The organism is Marinobacter salexigens, assembly GCF_002806945.1.
Classification (GTDB): domain Bacteria; phylum Pseudomonadota; class Gammaproteobacteria; order Pseudomonadales; family Oleiphilaceae; genus Marinobacter; species Marinobacter salexigens.
In genome coordinates this window covers 121171-147241 of record NZ_NIHC01000004.1, presented here as the reverse complement: position 1 = coordinate 147241, position 26071 = coordinate 121171, and the positions used below count along the sequence as shown (strand labels likewise).

General features: G+C 54.9%; 19 protein-coding genes. 9 read left to right on the top strand and 10 right to left on the bottom strand.

The window, feature by feature from the left end:
- Positions 1-78 precede the first annotated feature (78 nt).
- Together mfd and CDH47_RS08670 are read left to right on the top strand one after the other, a co-directional pair.
- Entirely contained in the window at positions 79-3609 is a 3531-nt protein-coding gene (gene mfd / locus CDH47_RS08675; protein ID WP_100639491.1) for a transcription-repair coupling factor, read from the top strand.
- Positions 3610-3653: 44 nt separating this feature from the next.
- The gene (locus tag CDH47_RS08670) at positions 3654-4430 is read left to right on the top strand and encodes a CsiV family protein (protein ID WP_100639490.1); all 777 of its coding nucleotides are present in this window, start codon (positions 3654-3656) and stop codon (positions 4428-4430) included.
- On the opposite strand, the gene CDH47_RS08665 is transcribed toward CDH47_RS08670, so the two are convergent.
- The 5 genes from CDH47_RS08665 to CDH47_RS08645 all read right to left on the bottom strand — a co-directional run bounded on the left by CDH47_RS08665 (position 4405) and on the right by CDH47_RS08645 (position 8701).
- The gene (locus CDH47_RS08665) at positions 4405-5187 is read right to left on the bottom strand and encodes an S-methyl-5'-thioinosine phosphorylase (RefSeq protein WP_100639489.1); all 783 of its coding nucleotides are present in this window, start codon (positions 5185-5187) and stop codon (positions 4405-4407) included. The genes CDH47_RS08670 and CDH47_RS08665 overlap by 26 nt on opposite strands.
- Positions 5187-6479 (bottom strand): mechanosensitive ion channel family protein, encoded by a 1293-nt coding sequence (locus CDH47_RS08660; RefSeq protein ID WP_100639488.1) that lies wholly within the window; start codon positions 6477-6479, stop codon positions 5187-5189. The genes CDH47_RS08665 and CDH47_RS08660 overlap by 1 nt, the downstream gene beginning before the upstream one ends.
- Positions 6480-6512: 33 nt before the next feature.
- Entirely contained in the window at positions 6513-6971 is a 459-nt protein-coding gene (locus CDH47_RS08655) for a L,D-transpeptidase family protein (RefSeq protein WP_239985700.1), read from the bottom strand.
- Positions 6972-7068: 97 nt separating this feature from the next.
- Positions 7069-7746 (bottom strand): TetR/AcrR family transcriptional regulator, encoded by a 678-nt coding sequence (locus tag CDH47_RS08650; RefSeq protein ID WP_100639486.1) that lies wholly within the window; start codon positions 7744-7746, stop codon positions 7069-7071.
- Between the two features lie 61 nt (positions 7747-7807).
- Positions 7808-8701, bottom strand: coding sequence for a hypothetical protein (locus tag CDH47_RS08645; protein ID WP_100639485.1), 894 nt, complete (start codon positions 8699-8701; stop codon positions 7808-7810).
- Positions 8702-8898: 197 nt separating this feature from the next.
- On the opposite strand from CDH47_RS08645, the gene CDH47_RS08640 reads away from it, so the two are divergent.
- Complete coding sequence (locus CDH47_RS08640) at positions 8899-9516, top strand: riboflavin synthase subunit alpha (RefSeq protein WP_100639484.1); 618 nt, start codon at positions 8899-8901, stop codon at positions 9514-9516.
- Between the two features lie 13 nt (positions 9517-9529).
- Here the strand turns inward: CDH47_RS08640 and CDH47_RS08635 are convergent, their stop codons facing one another.
- The 4 genes from CDH47_RS08635 to CDH47_RS08620 all read right to left on the bottom strand — a co-directional run bounded on the left by CDH47_RS08635 (position 9530) and on the right by CDH47_RS08620 (position 17630).
- A complete protein-coding gene (locus CDH47_RS08635; protein WP_100639483.1) occupies positions 9530-10669 on the bottom strand; it encodes a class I SAM-dependent methyltransferase in 1140 nt (379 codons plus the stop codon).
- Between the two features lie 191 nt (positions 10670-10860).
- A complete protein-coding gene (locus CDH47_RS08630) occupies positions 10861-11925 on the bottom strand; it encodes a class I SAM-dependent methyltransferase (RefSeq protein ID WP_100639482.1) in 1065 nt (354 codons plus the stop codon).
- A gap of 55 nt (positions 11926-11980) precedes the next feature.
- Complete coding sequence (gene can, locus CDH47_RS08625) at positions 11981-12661, bottom strand: carbonate dehydratase (protein WP_100639481.1); 681 nt, start codon at positions 12659-12661, stop codon at positions 11981-11983.
- 97 nt (positions 12662-12758) lie between these two features.
- A complete protein-coding gene (locus tag CDH47_RS08620; protein WP_100639480.1) occupies positions 12759-17630 on the bottom strand; it encodes an NAD-glutamate dehydrogenase in 4872 nt (1623 codons plus the stop codon).
- Positions 17631-17760: 130 nt separating this feature from the next.
- Here CDH47_RS08620 and CDH47_RS08615 point away from each other — a divergent pair, with 130 nt between their 5' ends.
- Genes CDH47_RS08615 through CDH47_RS08590 form a run of 6 tightly spaced genes read left to right on the top strand, consistent with a single transcriptional unit; the run spans position 17761 to position 24702 of the window.
- Positions 17761-18723 (top strand): AAA family ATPase, encoded by a 963-nt coding sequence (locus CDH47_RS08615; protein WP_100639479.1) that lies wholly within the window; start codon positions 17761-17763, stop codon positions 18721-18723.
- Positions 18724-18731: 8 nt separating this feature from the next.
- Positions 18732-19664: a DUF58 domain-containing protein gene (locus tag CDH47_RS08610; RefSeq protein WP_100639478.1), complete on the top strand. Its 933-nt coding sequence runs from the start codon at positions 18732-18734 to the stop codon at positions 19662-19664.
- Complete coding sequence (locus tag CDH47_RS08605) at positions 19661-20131, top strand: DUF4381 domain-containing protein (RefSeq protein WP_100639477.1); 471 nt, start codon at positions 19661-19663, stop codon at positions 20129-20131. The genes CDH47_RS08610 and CDH47_RS08605 overlap by 4 nt, the downstream gene beginning before the upstream one ends.
- Positions 20125-21153 (top strand): vWA domain-containing protein, encoded by a 1029-nt coding sequence (locus CDH47_RS08600; RefSeq protein ID WP_100639476.1) that lies wholly within the window; start codon positions 20125-20127, stop codon positions 21151-21153. The genes CDH47_RS08605 and CDH47_RS08600 overlap by 7 nt, the downstream gene beginning before the upstream one ends.
- A complete protein-coding gene (locus CDH47_RS08595) occupies positions 21146-22945 on the top strand; it encodes a VWA domain-containing protein (RefSeq protein ID WP_193601616.1) in 1800 nt (599 codons plus the stop codon). Before CDH47_RS08600 ends, CDH47_RS08595 begins: the two co-directional genes overlap by 8 nt.
- Positions 22939-24702, top strand: a complete 1764-nt coding sequence (locus CDH47_RS08590; RefSeq protein ID WP_100639474.1) for a BatD family protein — start codon at positions 22939-22941, stop codon at positions 24700-24702. The genes CDH47_RS08595 and CDH47_RS08590 overlap by 7 nt, the downstream gene beginning before the upstream one ends.
- A gap of 22 nt (positions 24703-24724) precedes the next feature.
- Here the strand turns inward: CDH47_RS08590 and ccmI are convergent, their stop codons facing one another.
- Entirely contained in the window at positions 24725-26011 is a 1287-nt protein-coding gene (gene ccmI / locus CDH47_RS08585; RefSeq protein WP_100639473.1) for a c-type cytochrome biogenesis protein CcmI, read from the bottom strand.
- Positions 26012-26071 lie beyond the last annotated feature (60 nt).

Here is a 26071-nt window from a genome sequence, read left to right as displayed (position 1 = left end):
ATGACACTGACATCTACCGGCGTTAGAATAGCCGCCCACAGGCTCGCTAACCCCCTCTGCAGGAGAACATGACTGCCCATGAATCAAGGTGCCCCGACCTCCGCTTCGCCGCAAACACTGATTGCGCCACCATTTCCTGAAAAGCCGGCGGATCATCGTACCTGGGGACAACTGCATGGCAGCAGCAGTGCCCTGGCCATTTGTGAGAGCGCGAAAGCACACAAAGGGCTTACCCTGGTGATCACCCGCAGCACTGCTGAAGCTCTTCGCCTGGAACAGTCCCTGCGCTTCTTTCTTGGTCTTCCGCCTGAAGAAGATGGAGCCACCATTACTGATGACGGGCTGGAGTTACTCTCTTTACCTGACTGGGAAACCCTGCCCTACGATCTGTTTTCTCCACATCAGGACATAACCTCACAACGTATTCGCACTTTGCACCGCCTGCCGGGCACTGAACATGGGCTTATTGTAGTGCCGGCTCGCACCCTTATGCACCGACTGCCACCCGTTAACTATCTTCAGGGCAACACACTGTTACTGGAAACCGGACAGTCGCTGGATCTGGATAACTGGCGCCTTCAACTGGCCACTGCAGGCTACCGCCATGCTGAAAACGTTTACGAACATGGCGAGTATGCCGTTCGAGGCTCCATTCTCGACATATTCCCCATGGGTTCCAACCTGCCCTACCGGATTGATCTGTTTGATAACGAAGTCGAAACGCTGCGCACCTTCGATCCGGAAACCCAACGCTCCATCGACCGGATTGAGTGCATCGAGCTTCTGCCCGCCTATGAATTCCCGTGGCATAAAGAAGCGCGCTCTGCCTTCCGCGGACGCTGGTTTGAACAGTTCCCGAATGCAGACAAAGAGTCCCCCGTCTATCAGGATGTGAGCAACGGCATCACACCGCCGGGCATCGAATACTATCTGCCGCTGTTTTTTGACCAAACAGCTACCCTGTTCGATTACCTGCCAACCACCACACAGGTGTTTACCGCTGAAGGCCTGAACGAAGCCGTCAGCCACTTTGACTCGGAAACCCGAAATCGCTACGAAGAGCGCCGCCACGACCGGCACCGCCCGATCCTTCCGCCCGCCAATCTGTTTTTGCTGCAGGATGAACTGTTCGGACACCTTAAAGCCTTCCCACGGGTAACCATGACCCCGGAAACGGCAAAAGGCAGCGGCGCCGTAAACTGCAGCAGCGAAGCACTGCCGGATATCGCCATGAGTGCGAGAGCTGCAGACCCTGCTGGTCGCTTGAAGCGCTTTATCAAAGACTTTGCCGGGCGGGTGCTGATTTGCGCTGAATCCTCCGGGCGTCGCGAAGCCTTGATTGAAAACCTGGGAGAACACCAGCTTCGCCTGCAAGGCTATGAAAACTGGCAGGAATTTTTGGCCGATGAGAAATCCTCCCTGGGTATTACCGTGGCGCCGATGGAGCAAGGGCTGGTCCTGCCAGAACACCATGTGGCACTGGTCACCGAAACGGCATTGTTCGGCGAGCGTGTGTTACAACGCCGTCGCCGTGACAAGCCCACAGAAGTGAATGATGAAGGCTACCGCGACCTGTCTGAATTGCGCACTGGCTCTCCTGTTGTTCACATAGACCATGGGGTTGGCCGCTACCTTGGCCTGGAAACCATTACAGTGGAAGGGGAATCAAGCGAATTCCTGATGCTCGAATACGCCGGCGGCTCGAAGCTGTATGTGCCGGTATCCAGCCTGCATTTGATTTCCCGCTATGCCGGAGCGGACACAGAACACGCCCCACTCCACAAGCTAGGTACCGAACGCTGGAGCACGGCCAAACAAAAAGCCCTGGAAAAGATCCGCGATACTGCCGCCGAACTTCTGGACGTATACGCCCGCCGCGAAGCCCGCAAAGGCTTTGCCTTTGAAGACCCGAAGGAAGCCTACCGCGCCTTTGCGGCAGGCTTTCCCTTTGAGGAAACACCGGACCAGCAAATGGCTATCGAAGCCGTTTTCGAAGACATGACCAGCGAGAAACCCATGGACAGGCTAGTGTGCGGTGATGTGGGCTTTGGCAAAACAGAAGTCGCCATGCGTGCCGCCTTCATGGCTACCTGGTCTGGTAAGCAGGTGGCGGTATTGGTACCCACAACCCTGCTGGCCCAGCAGCACTACGATTCATTCCGGGACCGTTTTTCAGACACGCCGGTCAACGTGGAGCTGTTGAGCCGTTTTCGCAGCACAAGCCAGACCAACAAAGCCATGGAAGCCATTGAGAGCGGGAAAGCCGACATTGTTATCGGCACCCACAAACTGCTTCAAGGCGACATACAGTTCAAGAACCTCGGGCTGGTGATTATTGATGAAGAACACCGGTTCGGGGTGGGGCAGAAAGAAAAACTCAAAGCCCTGCGCGCCGAAGTGGATATGCTGAACCTGACAGCAACGCCCATCCCCAGAACCCTGAACATGGCCATGGGGCACTTGCGGGACCTGTCGATCATTGCCACTCCGCCAGCGCGGCGGCTGTCGGTGAAAACCTTTGTGCGCCAGCGGGACGACGCCATGGTGAAGGAAGCCATCCTGCGAGAAGTTCTGCGGGGCGGCCAGGTGTACGTTCTGCATAACGATGTGGCCAGCATCGAAAGAACTGCCGAAGACTTGCGCAAGCTGGTTCCAGAAGCCCGCGTAGGGGTGGCCCACGGTCAGATGCGGGAGCGGCAGCTCGAAGCCATCATGTCGGACTTCTACCACAAGCGCTTCAACGTGCTGGTATGCACCACCATTATCGAAACCGGCATCGATATTCCCAGTGCCAACACCATTATTATCGAACGTGCAGACAAGTTCGGCCTGGCGCAATTGCACCAGCTCCGGGGCCGGGTTGGCCGTTCTCACCATCAAGCCTATGCATACCTGCTGACTCCGCCACCAAAAGCCATATCCGCGGATGCCAAAAAGCGACTGGAAGCCATATCTGAGGCGCAAGACCTTGGCGCCGGCTTTATGCTGGCAACCCACGACCTTGAGATTCGCGGAGCGGGCGAACTGCTTGGAGACGAACAAAGTGGCCAGATAGAAAGCATCGGCTTCACCCTGTACATGCAACTGCTGGACGAAGCCGTAAAAGCCATTCGCGAAGGCCGCACACCCAATGCCGAACTGCCCCTGAGCCATGGCACGGAAATGAACCTGCGCATACCGGCACTGATTCCGGAAGATTACCTACCCGATGTTCATAACCGGCTCATGCTCTACAAGCGCATTGCCAGTGTGAGCGACCGCAACGGATTAAAAGAACTTCAGGTTGAGATGATCGACCGCTTCGGATTGTTACCGGAACCGGCAAAAAACCTGATGCGACAAACAGAACTTCGGCTTCAGGCGGAAGCGCTGGGCATAGTGAAAGTAGACGCCGGAAAGGAGTGGGCCCGCCTTGAGTTCGGCAATTCCACCCCGGTAGACCCGCTGGTGCTGATTAAGAAAATGCAATCCGCGCCAGACGCCTATCGCCTTGAAGGTGCCAACAGCTTCCGTTTTCGGCTGAAGGACACCTCAACCAGTGGTAAACTCGACGGCATTTCCGCGATGCTGGGCGAACTTGTGCCCGAAAAACGCGCGGCCACTGCCTGACTATCGCCTGAAAACACGGGCCTGAACAAAACTGGAGCACTCTTTTGCAGACTGAAGGTAATCGCCTGTGTCGGCTTCTGACACGCACACTACTGACGGCCGTTCTGGCAACCACTGCTTTGGTGAGTCATGCACAGCAAACGCCAAACGACTATTACCGGGCGGAGTTTGTGATCCTGGAACGCATCATCGACCCCAGTGCAGTAAATGAGCGCATGGCCACACGCCAAGTGGACGCACCGGTGGACACCAGTGAGACCCTTTACAGCGTGGCTGCGGGCGGCGCCGCCAGCTCCACCCTGAAACTCGTAAACCGCAACCAGCTTCACCTGGGCAATGCCGCAAACCGACTGGAAAGAAGTGGGCATTATCGCGTGCTCATGTCCACAGGGTGGTACCAAGCCTTCCCGCCAGATTACAAAGGTCAGCCGCTACGGGTTGAAATAGGAGATTGGCTGGAACAGGCCGGCCAGCGAGCCATTGAAGGTCATATCACCATCGACAGGCAGCGCTACCTGCACGTTGGGGTTCACCTGAATCACTGGCAGGAAGGGAAAATCGCCGTTCCGACAACCGGAGCCGAGGCCGAAAGCAGTGCCATGAATACCAACGAACCCGAGAACACGGACAACCTGACTGACGAAACGGGTATTGCTGCCATGGCCACAAGCCCCGAGCTGGAGCTTCAGCCGGAAGTGCCGCTTGAGCTACTCACCTGGATCCGTGAGACCCGCAGAATGCGAAGTGAAGAGATCCACTTTCTGGACTCCCCCACCATCGGCGTTCTGGTGTTCTTCAAGAAGATTGAGGCAACACCTTAAGCCCGCCCAAGCCGGCCATCGATACCTCAAGAATGCGTCTGACACCCGACATACCTTGATCAATGGCCGCTTCAATTTCATCCATGGTAATAATGTGGTCTGACTTCCCTGCCGCCCAATTAACCACCAGGCCCAGGCACACGTAGCGCATACCCAGCTCAGCCGCCAATGCCGCTTCCGGCATGCCGGTCATACCCACCAGATCACAGCCATCCCGCTCCATGCGCCGTATTTCGGCTGCGGTTTCCAGCCTTGGGCCCTGGGTTGCACCGTAAACACCAAATCCGGCAAATGGCACTCCATGTGCTTTTGCCGCTTGCATCATTATGCCCCGGGCTTCTTTATCGTATGGCCAGGTGAAGTCAATATGAGTTACCTGCTCCAGGTCACCCTCAAAAAAGGTCCCGGCCCTGCCCCAGGTGTAATCAATAATCTGGTCAGGAATAACAACACACGCCGGCCCCATATCCCGGTGTATGCCACCAACCGCATTTACACCTACGACCGTACGCACACCAGCATCATAGAGCGCCTTGATATTGGCCCGGTAATTTACCTGGTGGGGCGGAATTCTGTGGGGGTTGCCATGACGGGAAAGAAACACCACGGGCTGGCCATCAAGGAGCCCATCCGTCAACTCAGACGAAGGCGCCCCCCAAGGCGTTTCCACATTTCGCGTACCTGTAACCTTCAGGCCGGAAAGAGTGGTAAGGCCGGTTCCCCCGATAATACCAACTGCGCCGCCAGTATCAGACATCAGTCACCCTCTCCATCGCCCAGGGATTGCTCACCCTCATCACCGGCCTGAGTATCCTGGCGGCGGCTGCGATCGCGCTTGCCAGGGTTCTGGTTATGGGGTGCGCGCCGCGCATCGGCCTGTTTATCGCTGTTTTCAGCCTTGGCGTCCTCACCTTCAGCTTGCGCATCACGCTCCCTGTCTTTCTCGGGAAGCCGGGCTTCATCACCAAAATGTATGGTTTGCGTCGGGAAGGCGACCTGGCCACCATAGCCTTCAATAATATCGCTGATTTTCAGCAGCACATCTTGCTTGACTTCGTGAAATCGAACCCATTGCGTGGTTTTAGTGAAGGCATACACCATGATATCCAATGACGAATGACTAAAAGCCAAAAAGTTAACAATCAACGTCTGCTTACTATCAATGTCTTCATGCTTTTCAAACATTGAACGAATATCCGCAACTATAGCTTCCATCTGACTGACATCCGCATAACGAATCCCGATGGTCTCGGAGATACGCCGATTGGTCATTCGCGAGGGGTTTTCTACGGCAATGGTTGTAAACGTCGCATTGGGTACATACAACGGGCGCTTATCAAACGTGCGGATCGTCGTAACCCTCCACCCGATGTGCTCTACGGTCCCCTCAATTTTGCGGTCAGGAGAGCGTATCCAGTCACCAACCTTGAACGGCCGGTCCAGATGGACGATAAAGCCCCCGAAGAAGTTAGCCAGTAGATCCTTAGCCGCAAAGCCCACAGCAATACCGCCCACGCCACCAAAGGCAAGCACCCCTGACAGGCTATAACCCAACGACTGCAGGCTGATCAGTACGGCCGTGATGATCACAACAGCTCTGGACAACTTGCTGATCGCGTTAACCGTGGTGTAATCCATCGGTTTTTTCATCTTTACCGGAGAGACGACAATGTTCTCCAGTTGCTTGATCATTCTGAGCAGTGCCCAGACAAAGATGAAAATGAAGCCGACTTGCAGCAGTATCCCGTTAGCTTTGAAGACCTCTGCCGACGAGTAGTAATGAGCTACTTCTGCAGCCCAGTAGATCCCTTGCAGCCACACAAACGCCACTACCGGTGCACGTGTGGCGTGCAACAGGGCATCATCCCAGATGTTATTGGTTTTGGAGAACTTGTTCTCCAGAGCTCCAATGATATGGCTGGCAAGGTAGGCCACCGTGGCAGTGCCAAGCACCAGCGCAAAAACCACAATGCTCACGCGCCATGCCTCAGACAGGACACCAAAGTTCGCGATCCAGCCATTAAGCGTAGACATCATTTCTCCGATCATCGGAACCCTCTAATCAGTCTTGTTAATCTGGTTTCAGCGGATAGTAACCGGCATACCCGCGTGGGCATAATCAAACAATTCAATGACATCAGCATTGCGCATACGCACACACCCGTGAGAGAGAGCTAACCCCATGGGCTCCGTGTCGGGCGTACCATGTATGTATATAAAACGGCGAAAGGTATCAATGCCCGGACCACGATTTTTGCCAGACTCCAGTCCGCACAGCCATAGAATTCGGGTTAGTATCCAGTCTCGGTCAGGATTACTGGCTGCCAGTTCGTCGCTGTAGACTTCGCCAGTAGGACGGCGGGCACGAAAAACTGTATTGGAAGGTAAGCCGGCACCAATCATGGCTCGAATGTAGTGCTTTCCCCTTGGGGTGCAACCACTACCATCCTGCTCCCCTGCTCCATTGAGTGCAGTAGAAACCGAGTACCGGGAAATGACACCACCGCTTTCATCGACCAACGCCAGAGTTTGATTACCCAGGTGGACATCAATCGAGCAGGCACTGCGGTTGCGGTAGCTCACAATGGTTTCGACTCCCTTTAAAATTCAGAGGGAAGCCTAACTGAGAGAGTACAACTCAGGCAACCGGGAACTTGTTTTCAGCAGGGGGAGCCAGCACGGTATCCTGAGCTTGCATGCCAGCGGCAAGAAAAGGCACCAGGCGCGCAGCGATTTCCTGAACGGTGGTATCCACACCCAGCTTATTACGTAAAATGTCTTGCAAAGCGTCGCTGCTGGACATGGTAAAGGCCGTTGCGCCCAGCATAAATTGAATGCGCCAATAGCGATCTACTGCAGATAACTGCGGCGTAGCTTCTTTCAGAAGGCGCATGAAACGGCTGAAGGGTTCACTGTATTCCTGCTCCAGGAATTTGCGCAAATGCCCTTGCGACTGAGTGTATGCCAGCCCAAGCAATCGCATGAAGATCGAAATTCCTCTCTCATTGCGCTGAGGCATACGCACAGCGCTCTCCGTAAGCGCCCAAAGTGTCTGATTCAAGGTAGGGGGGCCGCCTTCACAACGTGCCTCAAGCTCGTCGAATGCGGTTTCAAGGGTCACTGAGAAAGGCGTAAGGAAGCGCCCGAAAACCGCATGAATCAGCGCATTCTTGGAACCGAAATGATAATTTACAGCGGCCAGATTTACTTTTGCCTTGCTGGTAATCATGCGCAACGAGGTCTCTGAAAAACCACGTTCAGCAAACAACTCTTCTGCGGCATCAAGAATTCGATCAACAGTATCCGACTGGGCCATTTTATTTTCAGTGCCTCTGAGCAAACGTCTGTTTGAAACATACGTTTGAAGCACATTTATGTCAAGTTCTGTCCCCAGGCATTGCCACTGCTTCCTGCCAGCCTTCATCAATGGCCTGCTGGTTTCCTTCAAAAAAAGCGGTCTGGACCCGGCTATACGCTTTTTCTGCCTCAAGAAGATAAATCAGATACAACCTGAGATGCTCACGCCGAGACAAGGCTTTGGGCAGCGCCTTCTGCTCCGACAAACGCAGCAGGCTACTGAAGCGGGTATTTTTCAAGGCAGGATTAAAGTCTGCCATACGGGCGCACTGCCATATAAGCCCCTCTTTACCCTCAAGGTGGTCCACGTGCTTGCGTGCATCACGTAACAAGCGCTGGCGCTTAAGCAACAAATCCAGATAGGAGGGCCTGGATGTATAAACGCGACGAACACCTGGAACACCAAGTAGCAGAATAACAACAAAGGCACCAAACCCGCCGCCAGCTAGCCAGGCAGGTACGAAGCCTGTAAGCCCGCTCAGAAACACAACGGCAGCGACCAGTGCGCTGAAAACCCATAGATCCCGGCTCCTGCGCGCTGTCGCCACACTAAAATTGTCTGGCCAATCCGCCATAGCCAACAGTTCGAAATCCATTAACAGCACGCGATCACACTGGCGCAGCATCAACCGTAACTTACGTTGACGGGACTCTGCCAGCACTGGCTCCGCGGCTCCTTGGCTCTCCGCACTTTCGCCCGAATTTGTTTCTATCGGAGCCCCGCTTTCTGAAAGGCTGTCGGTCGTCATCTTTGTTTCACTACCATCGCTAACTGCTGCCAAAGCTTGCGGATCAGCCCGGCCTGCATCTGCAACAGCGCTCTCCGGCACAGGATCAGCCGCACGCCCGGGCCTTAAGACAGCCCCTTGAGACATTCCCGTTTGTGCCTGTGCAGCGGTTTGGTTCTGAGCCATGAAAGTCCACCCAATGCGTTAAAGGGCCTCTGTTTTTGCAGGGCCTCTATATGGATATCGACAATGCTCGGTATATCTTGAGCCATCCATAGCGCACACCCTTCTGAAAGTCAGATACGCCTGTACTTGGCAACGACAACCCCGGTCGTTATCCTTCCCTCCCTATGCCGCACTCCGCTCGCCAATGAGGTCTGTTTATGTTTACAGGTATTGTTCAGGGTATTGCTGTTGTGGAAGAGGTTACCGCAGCAACCGGGCTAAGCACCTTCGCTATCCGCCTGCCAGATAACAGCGCAGAGGGCGTTGCTATAGGCGCCTCCGTGGCTATCAACGGCACCTGCCTGACCGTTACGAAGCAGGCAGGTAACACGCTGTTTTTTGATGCCATGCAGGAAACTCTCAAGCTCACAACTCTCGGCGATCTGGTGCCAGGGAATCCGGTTAATTTTGAAAGAGCGGCGAGAATCGGAGATGAGATTGGCGGCCACTTGCTCTCCGGGCACATACATACAACTGCAAATGTCGTGGAGATTCTGCGCCCGACAAACAACGTGACTATCTGGTTCGAGGTTCCGCAGGAATGGTCCAGGTACATTTTCCCGAAAGGCTACATTGCCATTAACGGTGCCAGCCTGACCATTGGCGAAGTCGCTGGAAACCGGTTTAACGTGCACCTGATCCCTGAAACCTTGCGGGCCACGACCTTTGGTGCAATAGAAGAAGGCATGAGGGTCAACATCGAAATCGACAGCCAGACGCAAACCATTGTGGATACATTGGCACGCCTTGGCTACGACCGCCCGGCTGCCCTGTAAAGCCCGGGGTTGATCAGCGCCAGGCCTCGAAGACTACGAACTTGGGGTTGGCATCCAGCTGGCGCACTTCAGGGAAGAAGCGCCGCAGGCTTTTGTGGTACCCCAGATGCCGGTTGCCCACCATGAGCAAGCGACCGGATTCAGACAGATTCTGTGCCGCCTGTTCAAACAACCTCAAAGCAATGTGATCACCCACCACACCACCTTCATGAAACGGCGGGTTCAACAGAATACGTTCGAACGGGCCACCCTCCCTGGCAACGCCATCAGCATGCAGAAACAAGGCCTTGGCGTGCGAAAAAGCAGCTTGAACATTGCTACGGGCGCTTAAAACTGCCTGGCTGGACACATCACTGAACGTCACTTCGACATCTGCACGCACCGCCAATGCGCTCAGCCCGAGAACACCGTTCCCACACGCGAGATCCAGCACACGGGCGCCGGGGCAGCAAGATTGAAGAGCGGGCTTTATGTGGGGCAGCAACAGTCGGGTACCTATGTCCAGTTTTTCCCGAGCGAATACCGCAGGCATGGCATTAACGCGCATACCGCTATTTTCCAACTCATAACCTTTCCAGTTTCCGGGCCAGCCATCCAGCGATGCCTCCCCGCGGCTACAGGTAATCAAGCGAGCCTTCTTTACCGCCCGACCTGCGCTTTGAACCTCCACCGCCTTGGCAAAAACATCCACACTACGAGCTGGCAGATGCTTAATCATACCGGCGGCAAGGATCAGGCCGTTTTGTCTGAGCGCTCCGTTGCCCCAGCGCAGCAACCAGGCCAGATAATCAGCCTCACGGGGAATTTTCAGAAGTATCAGATCATAGGCGCCAACAGGAGGCTGCAACCAGCTGAAGACCTGCGTTGGTGTCGGGCATTGGGGGTTGAATGCAGCATTCAACGCCAATGCAGGACCAAGCTGAGCGCTATCGGCTACTGCATCCGGTGCAAAGCACGACAAACCCAGCGTCAAGGCTCCGTATTGGTCATCAACGATCAAAACCCGGGAATCCGGCTTGGCCGACAAATGGCTATACGCTTCCTGAAGTAGCAACTCGTCGGCGGCGCTCCACGCACGCAGGCTTGGATCATCCGTGCCGGGGCGAATAAGGGTCAGGCTTCCACCAGGTAAATCCAGCACAGCACTTGTCATATCAGGCATCCAGAGATGATTCGAGTTGAACACGCCATTTTAGGCTGATTACTCTAGAAAATAAGCCTATTCTCGGATTCATTCTCTTCAGGACGGTTCTTGGTCAGGCGGACCGCTCTTAAACACATTCTCGGTTAGCTCCGTTATTGCCGGACGCAAACCTTTTGCCCCTCACCCCAGGGGCTTTTTTATTATAATTCCCGAAAAGCACGGTAAACCGTGAAACGCCCATCTTCGCGCAGGCGCTCAACGCGGCCTATGTGCCGCTTGATCAACGCCTCGTATGGCAGAAAGCTGTTTGCTACCAATCGTAATTCGCCACCTGGCTGTAAATGTCCCCTCACACCCCGAAGGAACTGCTCTGTCATGGAGGTATCGGTTTTTACACCCGTATGAAAGGGAGGGTTGCTGACAATTCCGGGCCAAAGGCCCTCAATGCCGGCCAGGCCGTCAGAGGCAAAAATAGTACCGACGGCATTGTTGCGTGTATAAGTTTCCTTTGCACAGATAACCGCTTGGGACTGGACATCTATACCATCGACGCTAACTACAGCCGTTTCCCGCGCCACACTCCAGGCTTGAATCCAAGCCCCAATAACGCCAGCACCACAGGCGAAGTCGAGCATACGCTCAGCCTCGACCGGTTGCTCCGCCAGAGTATCCAGCAGCATCTGGGTGCCCTTGTCCAAGCCATCCTGGCTGAAAATTCCAGGCAGCCCGGCAACTTCGATAGACACGCCCGAGCACTCGACCCTGCTCCAGCCCAGCCAGTCCTGAATCTGGAATACGGGAGCCGGCTCGATCGACTCTGCACTCCACACTTGGCAATGGCGCGCGCTGTCTACCTTTGATGCCTGGGGTGCAACCGCTTTGAGCTGCTTGGCGCCGCCGCCAATGCCTTCTTTTTTTTCACCAATCAGTATTAGCCGCGCATTGTCCGACGCCAGGGAGCGCGCAAGAGCGATGCGCATTTCCAGCTCAGCACGGGCTTTGGGTAAAAAAACCACAATACTGTCATAGCGGTTTTCAGCAAGCGCCGGATCGTCATAGCCAAAGCAAGCGTTCCAGCTTTCATGGCGCTTCAGCGCTGCGAAAACACCCGCGTGTTCGCTCATGGCAAGCCCGCCGCAGGGTAGCTCGAGCAATAGCTGTGCCGATGTAACACCCAATATAGCCAGGGAGCCGGATAACAGGTGCTGATTTTTGAGCAGTGCCTGATGGGAGTTGGGTAAAGCGGAACCAGATACACTCTGCATGAATTGGCCAGATAAAACCTGTTTGGATTGGAGAAAGATCGCTTTGCAGTGAGGACTAGATACTTTTCTGCCGGCCAGAGCGAACAGGCCGCAGTGTCAGCTCATTCAGACTATTCTGCTTGATTTGCTCCCAACTTGCAGCGCCAGAGACCGACAGCCCCATGTCCCGGAGTATGCCGTCTGACAAATCGTAAACGAAGCCGTGGACGTTTAGCCTTTGGCCACGCTTCCAGGCTTTTTGCACAATGTGGTTCTGACACACATGCCCCACCTGTTCTATCACATTCAATTCACACAAGCGGTCAATCTGGTCCAGCTCACTGTCGCAGGCAGCGAGTATAGGTTGGTGATGATCGCGCACATCCTGCACGTGCCTCAGCCAGTTGCTGATCAAGCCAAACGCCTCATTGCGCAGAGCCGCTTTCACGCCCCCGCAGCCATAATGGCCAACCACAAGAACATGCTTGACCTTGAGAACGTCTATAGCGAACTGGAGAACAGACAGGCAGTTGAAATCCGTGTGGACCACTACATTAGCGACGTTCCGGTGCACGAAAAGCTCACCGGGCAGCATATCAACTATCTGGTTGGCTGGAACCCGGCTATCAGCACAGCCAATCCACAAGTATTCAGGCGCCTGCTGATTCGAGAGGCGGTTGAAAAACTGAGGATCTTCTTTCTTGATGCCTTTAGCCCAGGCACGGTTTTTTTCTAGCAAGTGGTCAAGTTGACCCATGAGCAAACTCCGATTCGTGATTCCCGGTCACGATTGAACGGGAATCACGGCTTCAACGCAATACTCGGTTTGCCGGAATCATCCCGGCTTGATCGAGCTAGCTCTCACTACCGGATTGATGCAAGGTGCTTTGCGCCAGATCCAGAAGTTCCCGCAGCGCTACGGAAAACATGGCGTATTCCGGCTCCCTCACTCCCTTAAGCTCTACCAACATGGCTTGCCAGCGGTCGATCAAGGCCTCATGCCGCTGCATCCAGGCATCTACACTGGCAGGCACATCTTTTGGGTTTCCGGCCATATTCAGAACACCGGTGGTCACGGCACGCAGTTGCCAATCCAGATCCTCCCGGAAGCTTTCTCTCGCCAGCGCCTGCCAGTGAGATCCCGGTTTGAGACTGGTAATAGCCGTGGCGAACCAGGTCACGTCCAGCCTGTCACCCAGCTCGTAATAGAGATTGGCAACCGTTTTAAGAGGCATGCCGGTAACTTCCTGAGCCTCAATAATGCCAAGGGATGAATACAGGTAACCAGTGCCGGATAGCACAGATGCCAGTTCCGCAGGCACACCGGCACCAATCAACGCCTGGTTACGCTCTTCCCATCCGGCTCTTGCCTGCTCACCCAGATATTCCGACAGATTGGACGTAATAGCCCATACAGCATCCGCAAAGCGCTCCATATGACTCTGAATGTTCAACTCCGCCCGGCGATTACGTAACAACCAGCGCACTGACTGGCGCATCAGCCGCATAAGCCCTTGCATCAACTCCATCTGCAGCTGCGCAGGAATGTGATAGTCGAGATGTTCAATCTTGTCCCACCAGTTATCAATCCGGAACACATCCCGGGTGATCAGCCAGGCTAACGCGATGGATGCAGCGTCCGCTCCGGTGGACTGGTTCAACCGTTCCACAAAGGTAATTCCCATGTGGTTGACCATATCGTTAGCAACCTGCGTGGCAATAATTTCCCGTCGCAGCTGATGCTCACCGAGCTCCTTAGAGAAGTTCTGAGTCATGTCCCGGGGGAACACTTTGTACATTTCACGGGCAAGCAGTGGGTTGTCCGGCAAATCGCTGTCGATAAGAGCCTGTTTCAGGTCGCCCTTCACATAGGCGATAAGGATCGACAACTCAGGCCGGGTCAGCCCTTTATTGTTCAGCTTACGCTCTGACAGAGTGTCGTCATCCGGCAAGAACTCAAGGCTCCGGTTTAGCTTCCCTTCGCTTTCGAAAGTGTTCATCAGCCTACGGTATTCCTCAAGGCGTGGAGCGCTATCCTCGTTGGCAATACTGATGGCCTGAGTCTGCCGATAGTTGTTCTTGAGAACGAGCGCAGCCACGTCGTCTGTCATTTCTTCCAGCATTACGTTGCGCTGCTTGAACGTGAGATCACCCAAGGCAACTGCACGGTTGAGCAGAATCTTCATGTTCACTTCGTGGTCTGAACAATCAACACCACCGGAGTTATCAATAAAGTCTGTATTCAACCGCCCGCCGGCCAGGGCATAATCAATACGACCCAACTGGGTCATCCCCAGGTTACCGCCCTCACCTATAATTTTGCAGCGTACCTCTCCACCGTTGATGCGAACCCCATCGTTACCTTTATCGCCAACATCGCTGTGGGATTCGCTGCTGCCCTTAATGTAGGTGCCGATGCCACCAACCCAAAGCAAATCGACACGAGCTTTCAGGATGTGTGAAATCAACATATTCGGGGGCACGCGATCAGAACTTATGTCCAGTAGCTCCTTGATTTCCGGGCTTATCGCTATGGATTTCGCATTGCGATTGAACACCCCACCGCCTTTGGAGATCAGTTTAGGATCGTAATCCGTCCAGGCTGAGCGGGGTTTCTCGAACAGCCGCTTACGTTCTTTGTAGCTCTTGGCGGCGTCAGGCGAGGGATCGACAAAAATATGCATATGGTTAAATGCTGCCACCAGGCGGGTTTTCTCTGAGTTCAGCATGCCGTTGCCGAACACATCCCCAGCCATGTCGCCAATGCCAATGGCAGTAAACTCATCCTCCGCCGGGTTTATGCCCAACTCGCGGAAGTGGCGCTCAACAGACACCCAGGCACCCCGGGCAGTAATACCCATTTTCTTATGGTCATAGCCATTGCTGCCGCCGGAGGCAAAGGCATCGCCCATCCAGAAGTTATATTCTGCCGCCAACCCATTGGCAATATCAGAGAATGTAGCTGTACCCTTATCGGCTGCTACAACCAGGTAGTGGTCGTCCGAATCGTGGCGAACCACGCGCTCTGGTGGCTGTATTTTTGCGTCTACCAGGTTGTCAGTAATATCGAGCAAACCTCGGATAAACGTTTTGTAGGCTGCAACGCCTTCAGCCTGGAACGCTTCGCGATCAGAGGAATCCGGCAGGCGCTTGGCAACAAAGCCGCCTTTGGCACCCACAGGAACGATCACTGCATTCTTTACTTGCTGGGCTTTTACCAGGCCCAGAACCTCGGTGCGATAGTCCTCAAAACGATCCGACCAACGCAAACCGCCCCGGGCGACCTTGCCCCCGCGCAAATGCACGCCCTCCACTCGTGGCGAGTACACAAATATTTCGTATACAGGCAGCGGCAGTGGCATGTCCGGGATTCCGGAAGGGTCAAACTTCACACTGATATAAGGCTTGGGCTGGCCGGCTTCGTCCAGCTGGTAGTAGTTGGTGCGAAGCGTGGCCTGCATCAGCATCAGATAAAGGCGGAGCACACGGTCTTCACTCAGATTATCCACCTCTTCCAGGCCAGCATTGAACTCAATCTCCAATTTCTGCTGGGCAGCCTGGCACTTGGCCTCGCTCTTGAAGCGATCCGGATTGAAACGCACCTCAAAGTATTCCAGCAATATCCGGGTGAGCTCCACATGGTTCACCAGGGTGTTGGAGATAAAGGTCTGGCTGTTAGAGAAGCGGATCTGGCGCATGTAGCGGGCATAGGTGCGTAGTAATGCAATTTCCCGCCAGCTCATATAAGAGGTTACGAGCATACGATTGAAGGCATCGTTTTCCGCTTCGCCGAACCACACACGGTGAAACAGCTCCTCGAAGATCGGCCTTACCCTATGAATATCAACAACCTCGCCGCCATGGGCATAGAGAGTGAAATCATGAATCCATACGGTTTTATTGTTCCGGTCTGTTACCTCAAACGGATGCTCGCCCAGAACGCGGAAGCCCAGATTATCAAAAATAGGCATAACATCTGAAAGTGGCAGGGACTGGTCGGGATAAAACAGCTTGAAATGCAGCGTACTTTCGTTTTCCTCCAGCGCCCGGTATAAGCTCATGGTCAGGTCGCTGCGGTTAGAGGCTGCCGAGATGTGCTCCAGATCAATGGCCGCTCGCCGTGGCGAGAACATCTCGGTGTAGCTCGCCGGGAAACCACTCGCCCACAGGCGTTGGAGCTCGTTACCCTTCTCTTCTCCAAAGGTTTCGCTGAGGGCACTGGAGAGCCCGTCGCGCCAGGACTGGGCAAGTTCGATGACTTTCTCCCGGATTTCAGCAAACGGCAATTTGCGATTTTCAACCTGAGGAACACGGATAGTGAACTGCACTCGAGCCAGTACAGACTCGGAAAAGTGCGTCACAAACTCGATATCTTCAGCGCCCAGCTCGTCTAGCAGCACCCGCTCTACCTTCAAGCGGAGCTCGGTGTCGTATATGTCTCTCGGAAAAAATGCCAGACAGGTAACAAACTGACCGTAAATATCTTCACGCATGAACAGCTCAATACGGTGGCGCTCCTGTATGTACAAGATATTCTTTGCCACATCCAGAAGCTCATCCTCGGCAATCTGGAACAGCTCGTCACGGGGGTAGAGCGTAAGAATCTGTTCCAGTTCTTTACCTGCGTAATCTTCTCTCAGGAACCCTGAGCGCTTCATGACATTCTGGAATTTGCGTCTGAGCAGCGGTATTTCATCCGGCCGCTCATTGTATGCGCGAGACGTATACAGGCCCAGAAATCGGCGTTCGCCAACTACCTCACCTTTTTTGTTGAACTTTTTAACCGCGATATAATCCGGATAGGCAGGGCGGTGAACCCGCGAACGCTGGGCAGACTTTGCGAAAATAAAAATATCATCCGCACGCGTCATTTCATGGCGCGTACGCTGAGGCAGCTTGTCAAGACGAACCATCTCTGGCCGCTCATTGTTTACACGAAGTATTCCCAGTTCGGACTTCTCAACCCGGCGAACAACCATACCGGATTTATCCTTGGCAAAGTCATACTCGTCGTAGCCAAGAAACGTAAAGTGATCATTCACCAGCCATGTCAGGAACGCTTGCGCCTCTTCCTTTTGCGCGCTGTTCACCCCTGCTGAGGTGTTATCCAGCTCTTTAATGATCTGCTTGACCTTATCGGTGACAACCGGGAAATCCGACACTGCAATACGAACCTCGTGCAGGACGGTTTGCAGCAGTTCCTCAAGCTCTTTCAAATCTTCCGGCTTACTGTGTCTGGCAATTTCGAGAACAATAAAGGCTTCGTAAGCAGAAGCCGCTTCGCTTTTCTTGACCGCAAGCAAGTCTTTAAGCTGGCCTGCATTGTCCCGCTCCAGGTGCAAAATGGAATGCTGAATGGAGTGTGTTGCAATTTCCCTCTGGTTAATGGCAATACGCAGGGAATCAATCAGGAAGGGAATGTTCGGATGCAGAATAAACACAACCGTGTGGGTAGATTGCCAGCCGTCACTTTCCAGATCCGGATTAAAGACAGCGACAGACGTTTCGTCTGCACTGCGCTTTTGCATAAACTGCCAGGCAGCCATTGCCGCGCCGTAGGTATCAGACAGGCGCCGGCCAAGAAGTTCATCCAGTGGAATATGGGCGTAATGCTGCTTTGCAAATTCGCTGATTTTCTTGGCTTCGGCCTTGGCAAGCTTCTTGGAGAATTCTTCAGTCAAAAGCTCAAAAAACTGATCTTTGCTAGCCACTGTCAGCGCATTCATGGGCGACCTCAAAGTGTGTGAAATAAACGTAATAGGGATATCGTGAGATAAGCATAGTCAAACCCTTGATTTTTGCCGGCCAGACACCAAAACTGCGGCAACTACTTACGCACGAGAGCAATCAATTTCCATGTCGTTACAGCATACGTTCGGTGAACTAAGGGTACAGCTAGCCAAAAGGATTATTGGGCAGGAAAAACTGGTTGATCGCCTGCTCACTGCATTACTTGCGGACGGTCATCTTCTGGTTGAGGGTGCTCCAGGGCTTGCCAAAACCACCGCCATAAAGGCCCTGGCAGATCACCTGACCGGGGATTTCCATCGCATTCAATTTACCCCGGACTTACTGCCATCCGACGTTACCGGCAGCGAGATATACCGGGCAGAAACCGGGCTTTTCGAGTTCCAGCAAGGGCCGATTTTCCACAACCTGGTCCTGGCGGATGAGATCAACCGGGCTCCAGCCAAAGTTCAGTCCGCTCTGCTTGAAGCTATGGGTGAACGCCAGGTCAGCGTGGGCATGCGCACCTTCCCGCTGGATCGCCTGTTTATGGTGATGGCGACTCAGAACCCTATTGAGCAGGAAGGAACATACCCGTTGCCAGAAGCCCAGCTTGACCGCTTCTTGATGCATGTGGTGATCGGGTACCCTTCCGCTCAGGCAGAGCAGGCCATTCTGCATCTGGCCAGAAATGATTACAGGCAAGGCCAGCCAGAAGCTGAGATTCGACTGACCGCCGATCAGGTTTTCGAAGCCCGTGCTGAGGCTGCCGATATATTTATGGCCGAATCAGTTGAGCAATACCTGCTTGCCTTGGTTCTGGCAACCAGAGACCCGGGCAGCCTGGACCCGGAACTCGCACGCTGGACAGCCTTTGGAGCTAGCCCACGCGGCACTATTGCGCTCGACCGGTGCTCCCGTGCCATTGCGTGGCTCAACGGCAGAGATTATGTAACACCAGATGATATTCGCGCTGTGGCTTTTGATGTGCTCAGACACAGGATACTGCTGACCTTCGAGGCTGAAGCAGAAGGCATAACCGCCGATACAGTAATACAGCGCCTGGTTGACCGTGTACCTGTGAGCGCCTGAGGCTGGCCATGGATCTACGCGCCAGTGATGAAACAACCCGCGCCAGCTTGCAGGCACTTATTCGCCTGCAGGCGGATGCTCGGGCACTGAAGTTACCCTCGGCACAGCAGGCACGAGCGCGGCAGGCCGGACTCCAGCGCTCTGCACAGCGTGGACGCGGCATGGCCTTTGCGGAGGTACGGCTTTACCAGCCAGGAGACGACATCCGCAGTATCGACTGGCGGGTAACAGCGCGGCGCCAGGCGCCTCACACCAAACTTTACGAAGAAGAACGTGAACGCCCGGTACTGCTACTGTGCGATCTGGGCCCTACGCTCTTCTTTGGCAGTACTGGTGCTTTCAAGCAGGTTCGCTGTGCCCAACTTGCGGCCATCCTTGCCTGGCTTGCGCTTTTGGCAGGTGACCAGGTTGGCGGTATCGTATTTAACGGTAACACCTTGAACGTACAGCGCCCGGCGCGGCGAAAGAAGTCCGTTCTGCAGTTGTTGGACACCCTCGCCAACCATCAGCGAACCTCACTAGAGAACTCCGCATCAGAGATCACCCTGGACACCGCACTGACTGAGGCCAGGCGCGTTGCCCACACTGGCAGCCGGATCTTCGTACTCAGCGATTTTCTCGGCATCTCCGAAAATACCCCAGCGCTGTTGGGCGCCTTGGCACGCCATAACAGTGTCAGCGCGTTGCGGGTAGTGGATCCATTGGAGCAAGAATTACCGCAAAGCGGGCGCTTTGCCATCGCCGGAATCGATGGGCCAATCTGGTTTGATGCATCCAACAACAGTTTTCAGCAGGCCTGGCATGACAAAACGACTCAGCACGAAGCCAGGCTTGAAGAATGCTTCCGATTGTCCGGTGTGAGGGCAACAAACATTTCAACCCGGAAAGCACCAGCTTTGAGCCTTAAACCCATTCTCGGGCCCGGGGGGCGTATCGGATGATGCCCGACGCCCCCCTCAGCCAGCTGCGAGATATTCACCTGCCACAAACCGGGGGCTTCTGGCCCCCTGCGTTTGGCTGGTGGATTCTTGGCTTTATCCTGATTGTTGCTGTCACAGCTTTGACCTGGGTTGCTCTTCGTCGCCACCGTCGAAATCGTTGGCTGCGGCTTGCAAAAGCCGAGCTGGCCATTCTTGAGCGCTCGGCCGTTAAAGACCCCCAGTGGTTCACGCAACTCAATACACTGCTTAAACGAGTGGCACGGATACGTTACCCAGAGGAAATTCCTGAAGCCCAAACCGGTGAGCAATGGGCCGAGTGTTTGATACGCCACCTCCCCGATGGCCGAATCGCACATCGCCCCATTGTCGACGCCTTGATAAACAGCGCCTGGCAACCGGAACCGACAACCGAACCGGCCCAGGCCCTGGAATTCGCCCGTATCTGGCTGGAGGCGCAAAAATGCTGAGCCTCAGCTACCCCTGGGTACTACTGCTGATTCTGGTGCCTCTGCTTTTACAATGGAAAAAACCCGCCGCACACCCTGTGGATGCTCCGGTTTTCCCGGTTGGGCACTGGCTCTCGGATTTACCCGGAGTGACTCGCCAGGGCAATAGCGTGCCACCCTGGCAAAGTCTTTTGCTTATATTGGCCTGGGCCCTGCTGGTGCTGGCGCTGGCAAGGCCACAACATGTCGGTGAACAAGTGCAAATGCCCGTATCAGGGCGCGATCTGATGTTGGTGGTAGACATTTCACCCAGCATGGAAGAGCAGGACATGATCATTCAGGGCCGCAGTATTAATCGATTACAGGCCGTTAAAAGAGTACTGAATGACTTTATTGCTCACCGGGAAGGTGACAGGCTGGGCCTGATACTGTTCGGCACCGAGCCCTATGTTCAGGCGCCTTTGACCTTCGATCTGAAAACCCTCGAAACGCTTTTGCAGGAATCAGGCATTGGCATGGCCGGGCGCGCAACCGCCATTGGCGATGCAGTCGGCCTCGCCACCAAGCGCTTGCGAGAGCGCCCCCAGCAACAACGGGTCGTGGTGCTACTTACCGATGGTGCCAACACCGCGGGGCAAATTACTCCCGATAAAGCGACAGAAATTGCCGCCGCTGCCGGGGTTCGCCTATACACCATCGGCATAGGTGCCGACTCCATGATCCGCCGCGGCCTGCTTGGCTCTCGCCGGGTGAATCCTTCCAGAGATCTCGACGAAAACCTGCTGATACGAATGGCCCAACAGACTGGCGGTGAGTATTTTCGAGCCCGCAGCCTGCCAGAGCTGGAACTGATTTACGAAACCATCAACCAACTTGAGCCCATTGAGCTGGAGGGCAAAACCTACCGCCCGGTAACCGATCTGTTCTTCTGGCCTGCGGGTTTGGCTGTCGCTCTTTGGCTTGGCCTGTTTGTATTCAGGCGCAGCGCAGGCAAGTTTGGCCGGGCTAGACAGATCACAGGCAGGAGTGTGGGTGATGGCTGATTTCCATTTTATGCGCCCGCTCTGGCTTCTTCTATTGCTAGTGGTGCCGGTGCTTTACCTGGCGCTGAAGCGCAAGAGTTCCGGGGATAGCGGCTGGTCTGGCTTCATTCCAGAACAGTTTTTATCGCCGGTCATCCGGCGTTATGGCGGCACAACAAACAAGCGCGGATCGAGACTTGTACCCGCCATCAGCGCAATCGTTCTCCTGGCAGTGGCTCTTGCAGGGCCTGCGTGGCGCGAAGCCCCAACACCTCTAAAAAAGCCGGGGGACAGCCTGGTGATCGCGCTCGATCTGTCCTTATCCATGCTGGCGACGGATCTGGAACCCGATCGACTTACCCGGGCAAAGCGCAAAATCCGCGATATTCTTGCGGTTCGGGAAGGTAGCCTTACCGGACTGGTTGTCTACTCGGGCGATGCACACGTTGTTACCCCCCTCACGGACGACAGCAACACGCTCACCGGCATGCTCAGCGTACTTGATCCGATTATCATGCCGGCTCAGGGCAACCGCGCCGACCTGGCAGTTGCCAGAGCGCGGGCGCTTCTGGAGCAAGGCGCACCAGGTCAGGGCCGCATTCTGTTGATTACCGATGGTGTTCCAGAGCGCTATCAAGAGACTATCCGTAATTCACTAAAAGGCACCGGGTATACCCTCAGCACTCTGGCAGCAGGTACCCGCAATGGTGGCCCGATTCCACTTGCCCGCCGGGGTTTTATACGGGACAACGGCAAGATTGTGATAACCCGCACCGACCCCGACGTGCTCGCGAAGCTGGCTCGAAGCAGCGGTGGTACCAGCCATGAACTGACCCTGGATGACAAAGACATAACCGCCCTGAAGCTTCGCCCTGTGGAGTCCGACGAGTGGCAGGACAATGACACAGGACTAACGATCAACCGCTGGCAAGACGATGGTTACTGGCTGTTATGGCTGGCTTTGCCGTTACTATTACTAGGCTGGCGCCGGGGAGCCTTTACCGCCATGGCGCTTCTTTTTTTGCCAGCCATACCACAGCCCGCTGCTGCTCTTGATTGGGGCAGCTTTTGGCAACGGGAAGACCAACGAGCGGCGCAACTGATCAAGGACGACCCGGGTGCGGCAGCAGAGATATTGAAGTCCCCGGAATGGCTGGGGTCGGCGCTCTACAAAGCAGAACGTTACGAGGACGCCGCCAAAGCCTTCTCCCGGGCAGATACCGCTCTTGCAGATTACAACCGTGGCAACGCCCTTGCCCGTGCCGGTAAGCTGCAGGAAGCGCTTGAGGCCTATGACAGCGCTCTGGACAGCAGCCCGGAGATGGAAGACGCCCACTTTAACCGCAAGCTGGTTGAAGACCTGCTCAAACAGCAGCAGAAGGAACAATCCAATCAGGATCAGGGCGATCAGAACTCCTCGGACTCAAACGACCAAGGCGACCAGCAACAGGAAAACCCCTCCGATTCAGCCGGTGACAACCAAAGCGAGGAGCAGAGCCAAAGCTCCGACGAAAACTCTGACCAGACGCAAAACGGCGATCAGCAACAGAACGGCAAAACGGAAGAGCCCGACCAGCAAAATCCAGCCGATGAGTCTGAAAGCAACGAGGCAGGCGCTCAAGCCATGGAGGCAGAGCCTGGAGATCAAGAAACTCAGGCACCCGCGCCGGTATCCGAAACACCTCTGACCCAGAGCCAAGAGCAGTCCTTGCGACGGGTACCAGACAATCCGGGCGGGCTTCTACAGAGAAAATTCCTGCAACAGTATCAGGAACGCCAGACACCATCTGATGAAGGTGATACACCATGGTAAAACAGCCGATCATACCCACAATCTGGCTGACGGTTTTTATGGCTCTTTTGATGGCTATCGGGCTATCAGCACACGCCAGCGAGCTCTCGGTGGAGCCAGACAGAACCCGACTTTACGAGGGCGAGGTATTGACGCTTACCGTTAAGGGCAACACCGAAATCGACATCAGCCTGAGTAATCTGTTCGATTTCGATTTATCGAACCTGCCTTCGCCTGACATAGAACAGGTGGAGGCAGACTTCGACATACTCGCCCGCAACCAGCGCTACAACATCCGTACCATTAACAGCGATATGGTGGGGGAAATCACCTGGACCTATCAATTAGCACCTAAATCCACCGGAAAGCTCACCATTCCTGCTTTGACTTTCAAGGATTCTGTATCCAAGCCAGTGACCATTGAAGTTGTCGGCGGCAACCCTCCAGACGAGGCGGGCACGAACCGGGACAGTTTTATTGAACTGACAGCAGACAAAGCCGAAGTTTATGTTCAGGAGCAAATGATCCTGACAGTGAGGCTGTTCTTCCGCGGCAACCTTATACGTGGTGAATTATCTGATCCGCAACACCCCAATGCGATTATCGAAACACTGGGTAAACAGCGTGAGTTTTCCCGTGATCGGGATGGCGTGCGCTACCGGGTCGTCGAGCGGCGTTACGCTGTATTCCCGCAAAAACCTGGCGTGCTCAACCTGCCCGCGATTCGGTTTGAAGGCCAGGCCAGAAATCCAGACGGCTCACTCAGATTCCTGCGGGACAGCGCCTCCTTGTTTGAAGTTCCAATCAAAGATGTGCCAGCAGATTTCAGTGGTTCAACCTGGTTACCGGCCACCAGCCTCACTCTGGCTGAAGCCGGTATGCCACCCATCCTTAACCTGAAAACCGGCGACAATATCACTCGCACACTCAGCCTGCAGGCAATCGGGCTGCCCTCAGAAGCCTTACCACCTTTACCAGATGCCGTGCCAGATGGGCTTCGCAGTTATCCGGAAGAGCCTCAGCGGGACACCAGCTCAGGGCCCAAGGGTCTCACATCCACCCTTACACAGACCCGCGCACTGGTGCCGGTACATGCTGGGAAGCTAACCCTCCCTGCGATCAGGATTCCCTGGTGGGATACAGAGTCCGACAGTGAAAAAGTGGCCCTCATCCCGGCGCAAACTCTCAATGTGGCTGCATCAGGCGGCGCAACTGCGCCCGTCGCAGGCCCAACAGATAGCCAGAGCACGCCAGCCGAAAGCAACACCAAAGTAGATTCGGGTAGCACAGGTACAACAGCTGGAAGCGAGTTCTGGAAATGGACCAGCCTTGTATTGGCCGGGATATGGGTACTGACGATGCTTGCCTGGTGGCGGACCCGCAAAGTGGCGAATGAATCGGCTTCCCCTACTCACTCTGATTCTGCCGAGAACTGGAGTGAGCGCTTGGCATTTGAGCGGTTGCTTAGCGCTGCAAAAGAAGGTCAGGCTGCCACACTGGGCCTGTTCGTACATTGGGCGAACCTGCGCTGGCCGGGCCACAACTTCCGCTCCGCTTTAGAGGTTTTTCGCGTCGCTCCGGCACCCGACCTGGAAAAGGAACTCAGTGCCTTACAAGCACACCTGTTCAGCCGAAAGCATTCCGGTGGAGGGGTAAGCAGTGAACAATGGGAGGGTAAACGCTTAACCCAGACCCTCACGAAGGCCAGGGAGCAGGTAGACAAATCGTTTACAAAAGAGGTTTTGCCGCCTCTCTACCCCGACACTCTTTCAGTGTAGAGGCAGGTCTGGCGACGCCTGATCAATTGTTAGTCAGCACCTGATCAATCACCACGGCCACTGGCGACCCCTCATCTTTGGACACCTCGATCGGTGAATCAGTGCTGCCCTGCCAGTCACCCGGTTGCGCCTGAATATTGCCGGAAAGCGTCAGGCGCGCCGTTACAATAACGCTTTCTACGCCCGATATCACCGCTTGCGGCGCCATCGCGTGGCTATCATCCAAACGGACCTCAATGGGCAAAGCCCCCGCTATGAGCCTTACAGCGGCCAAAGGCGGTCCACTTTGGATGTTGGCCGCACGGGCAAAAATAAACAGTGTGGTGTCTTCAGGAATATCCTGCTTGAGTGCCTCATCGAGCGTCACTCGCACAGTTACACCCACGCCCTCCGCACGATCATCGGGAGCTGCGAAGGCGGGTGCTTCTGCGGGCGGCTGCTCACCGAGCCGCGCGTATGCTTCTGCTATTCCACCTTGAATTGAGGCCAGCTGAGGATGGTTTGGTGCCACTTCCTGAATCCGCTCCCAGTAGCCGATAGCTTTGCGGTAGTTGTCCTGACTGAACGCATGAATACCCAGCAAGCCAAGCGCGTTAACCTCATCAGGATCCAATGACATCGCTTCTTCAATTGCAGAGGTTACCTCATTGGTCATGGCACCCTGACTGCGGAAAAACTGTGCCTGTGCTGACAGCCCGAGAGCAACTGCCCGGGATCCGTCATCATTCTTTACGCTGTCAGCCAGTTTTCGGAATGCCCAGGCTGCATCTTCGTATCGTTGCAAACGCATGTAGGTCTGGCCCAGCATAGCCCAGCCATCCGGGTTATCAGGGCTGGACTCCAACCGCGCACGTAATTGCCCTGTCAGCTTGTTCATCTCGGCTGCACGGGCTGCGTCTGTACCACCCAGTTCCTGCATGGCAGCGAATGCTTCAACGCTATCCATGGCGCCCCACTCTTCATACAGCATAACGGTCGCAGCAGGTACCAGGAGTATCGATACCAGGCCCACCGCCATGGCAGCCTTACGGCCGGGAACGGTTTTTTCCGGAGCTTCATTCTCGGGAACGTCGTCCAGCATGGCGCCGGCAAGTTCGTCCCGCAGTTGCTGGTAGGTCTCTTCGTCAATAATTCCGGCTTGGTGCTCTTTTTTTAATTCTGCCATGCGGCTGCGATATGCCATCAAATTCTGGTTTCGGAGATCCGTCTGCTGCCGGGTATCCCGACGGTGAAACATTACAGGGTAGAGTACAAACCCCAAGGCAAGAATGATCAGTACCGTTGCGGCAATCCAGAAAGTTTGAGTCATGGAGATATCATCACAGGTTCAAAATGAATAAAGCGGTGCATATAGCTACGAAGCCAGGCA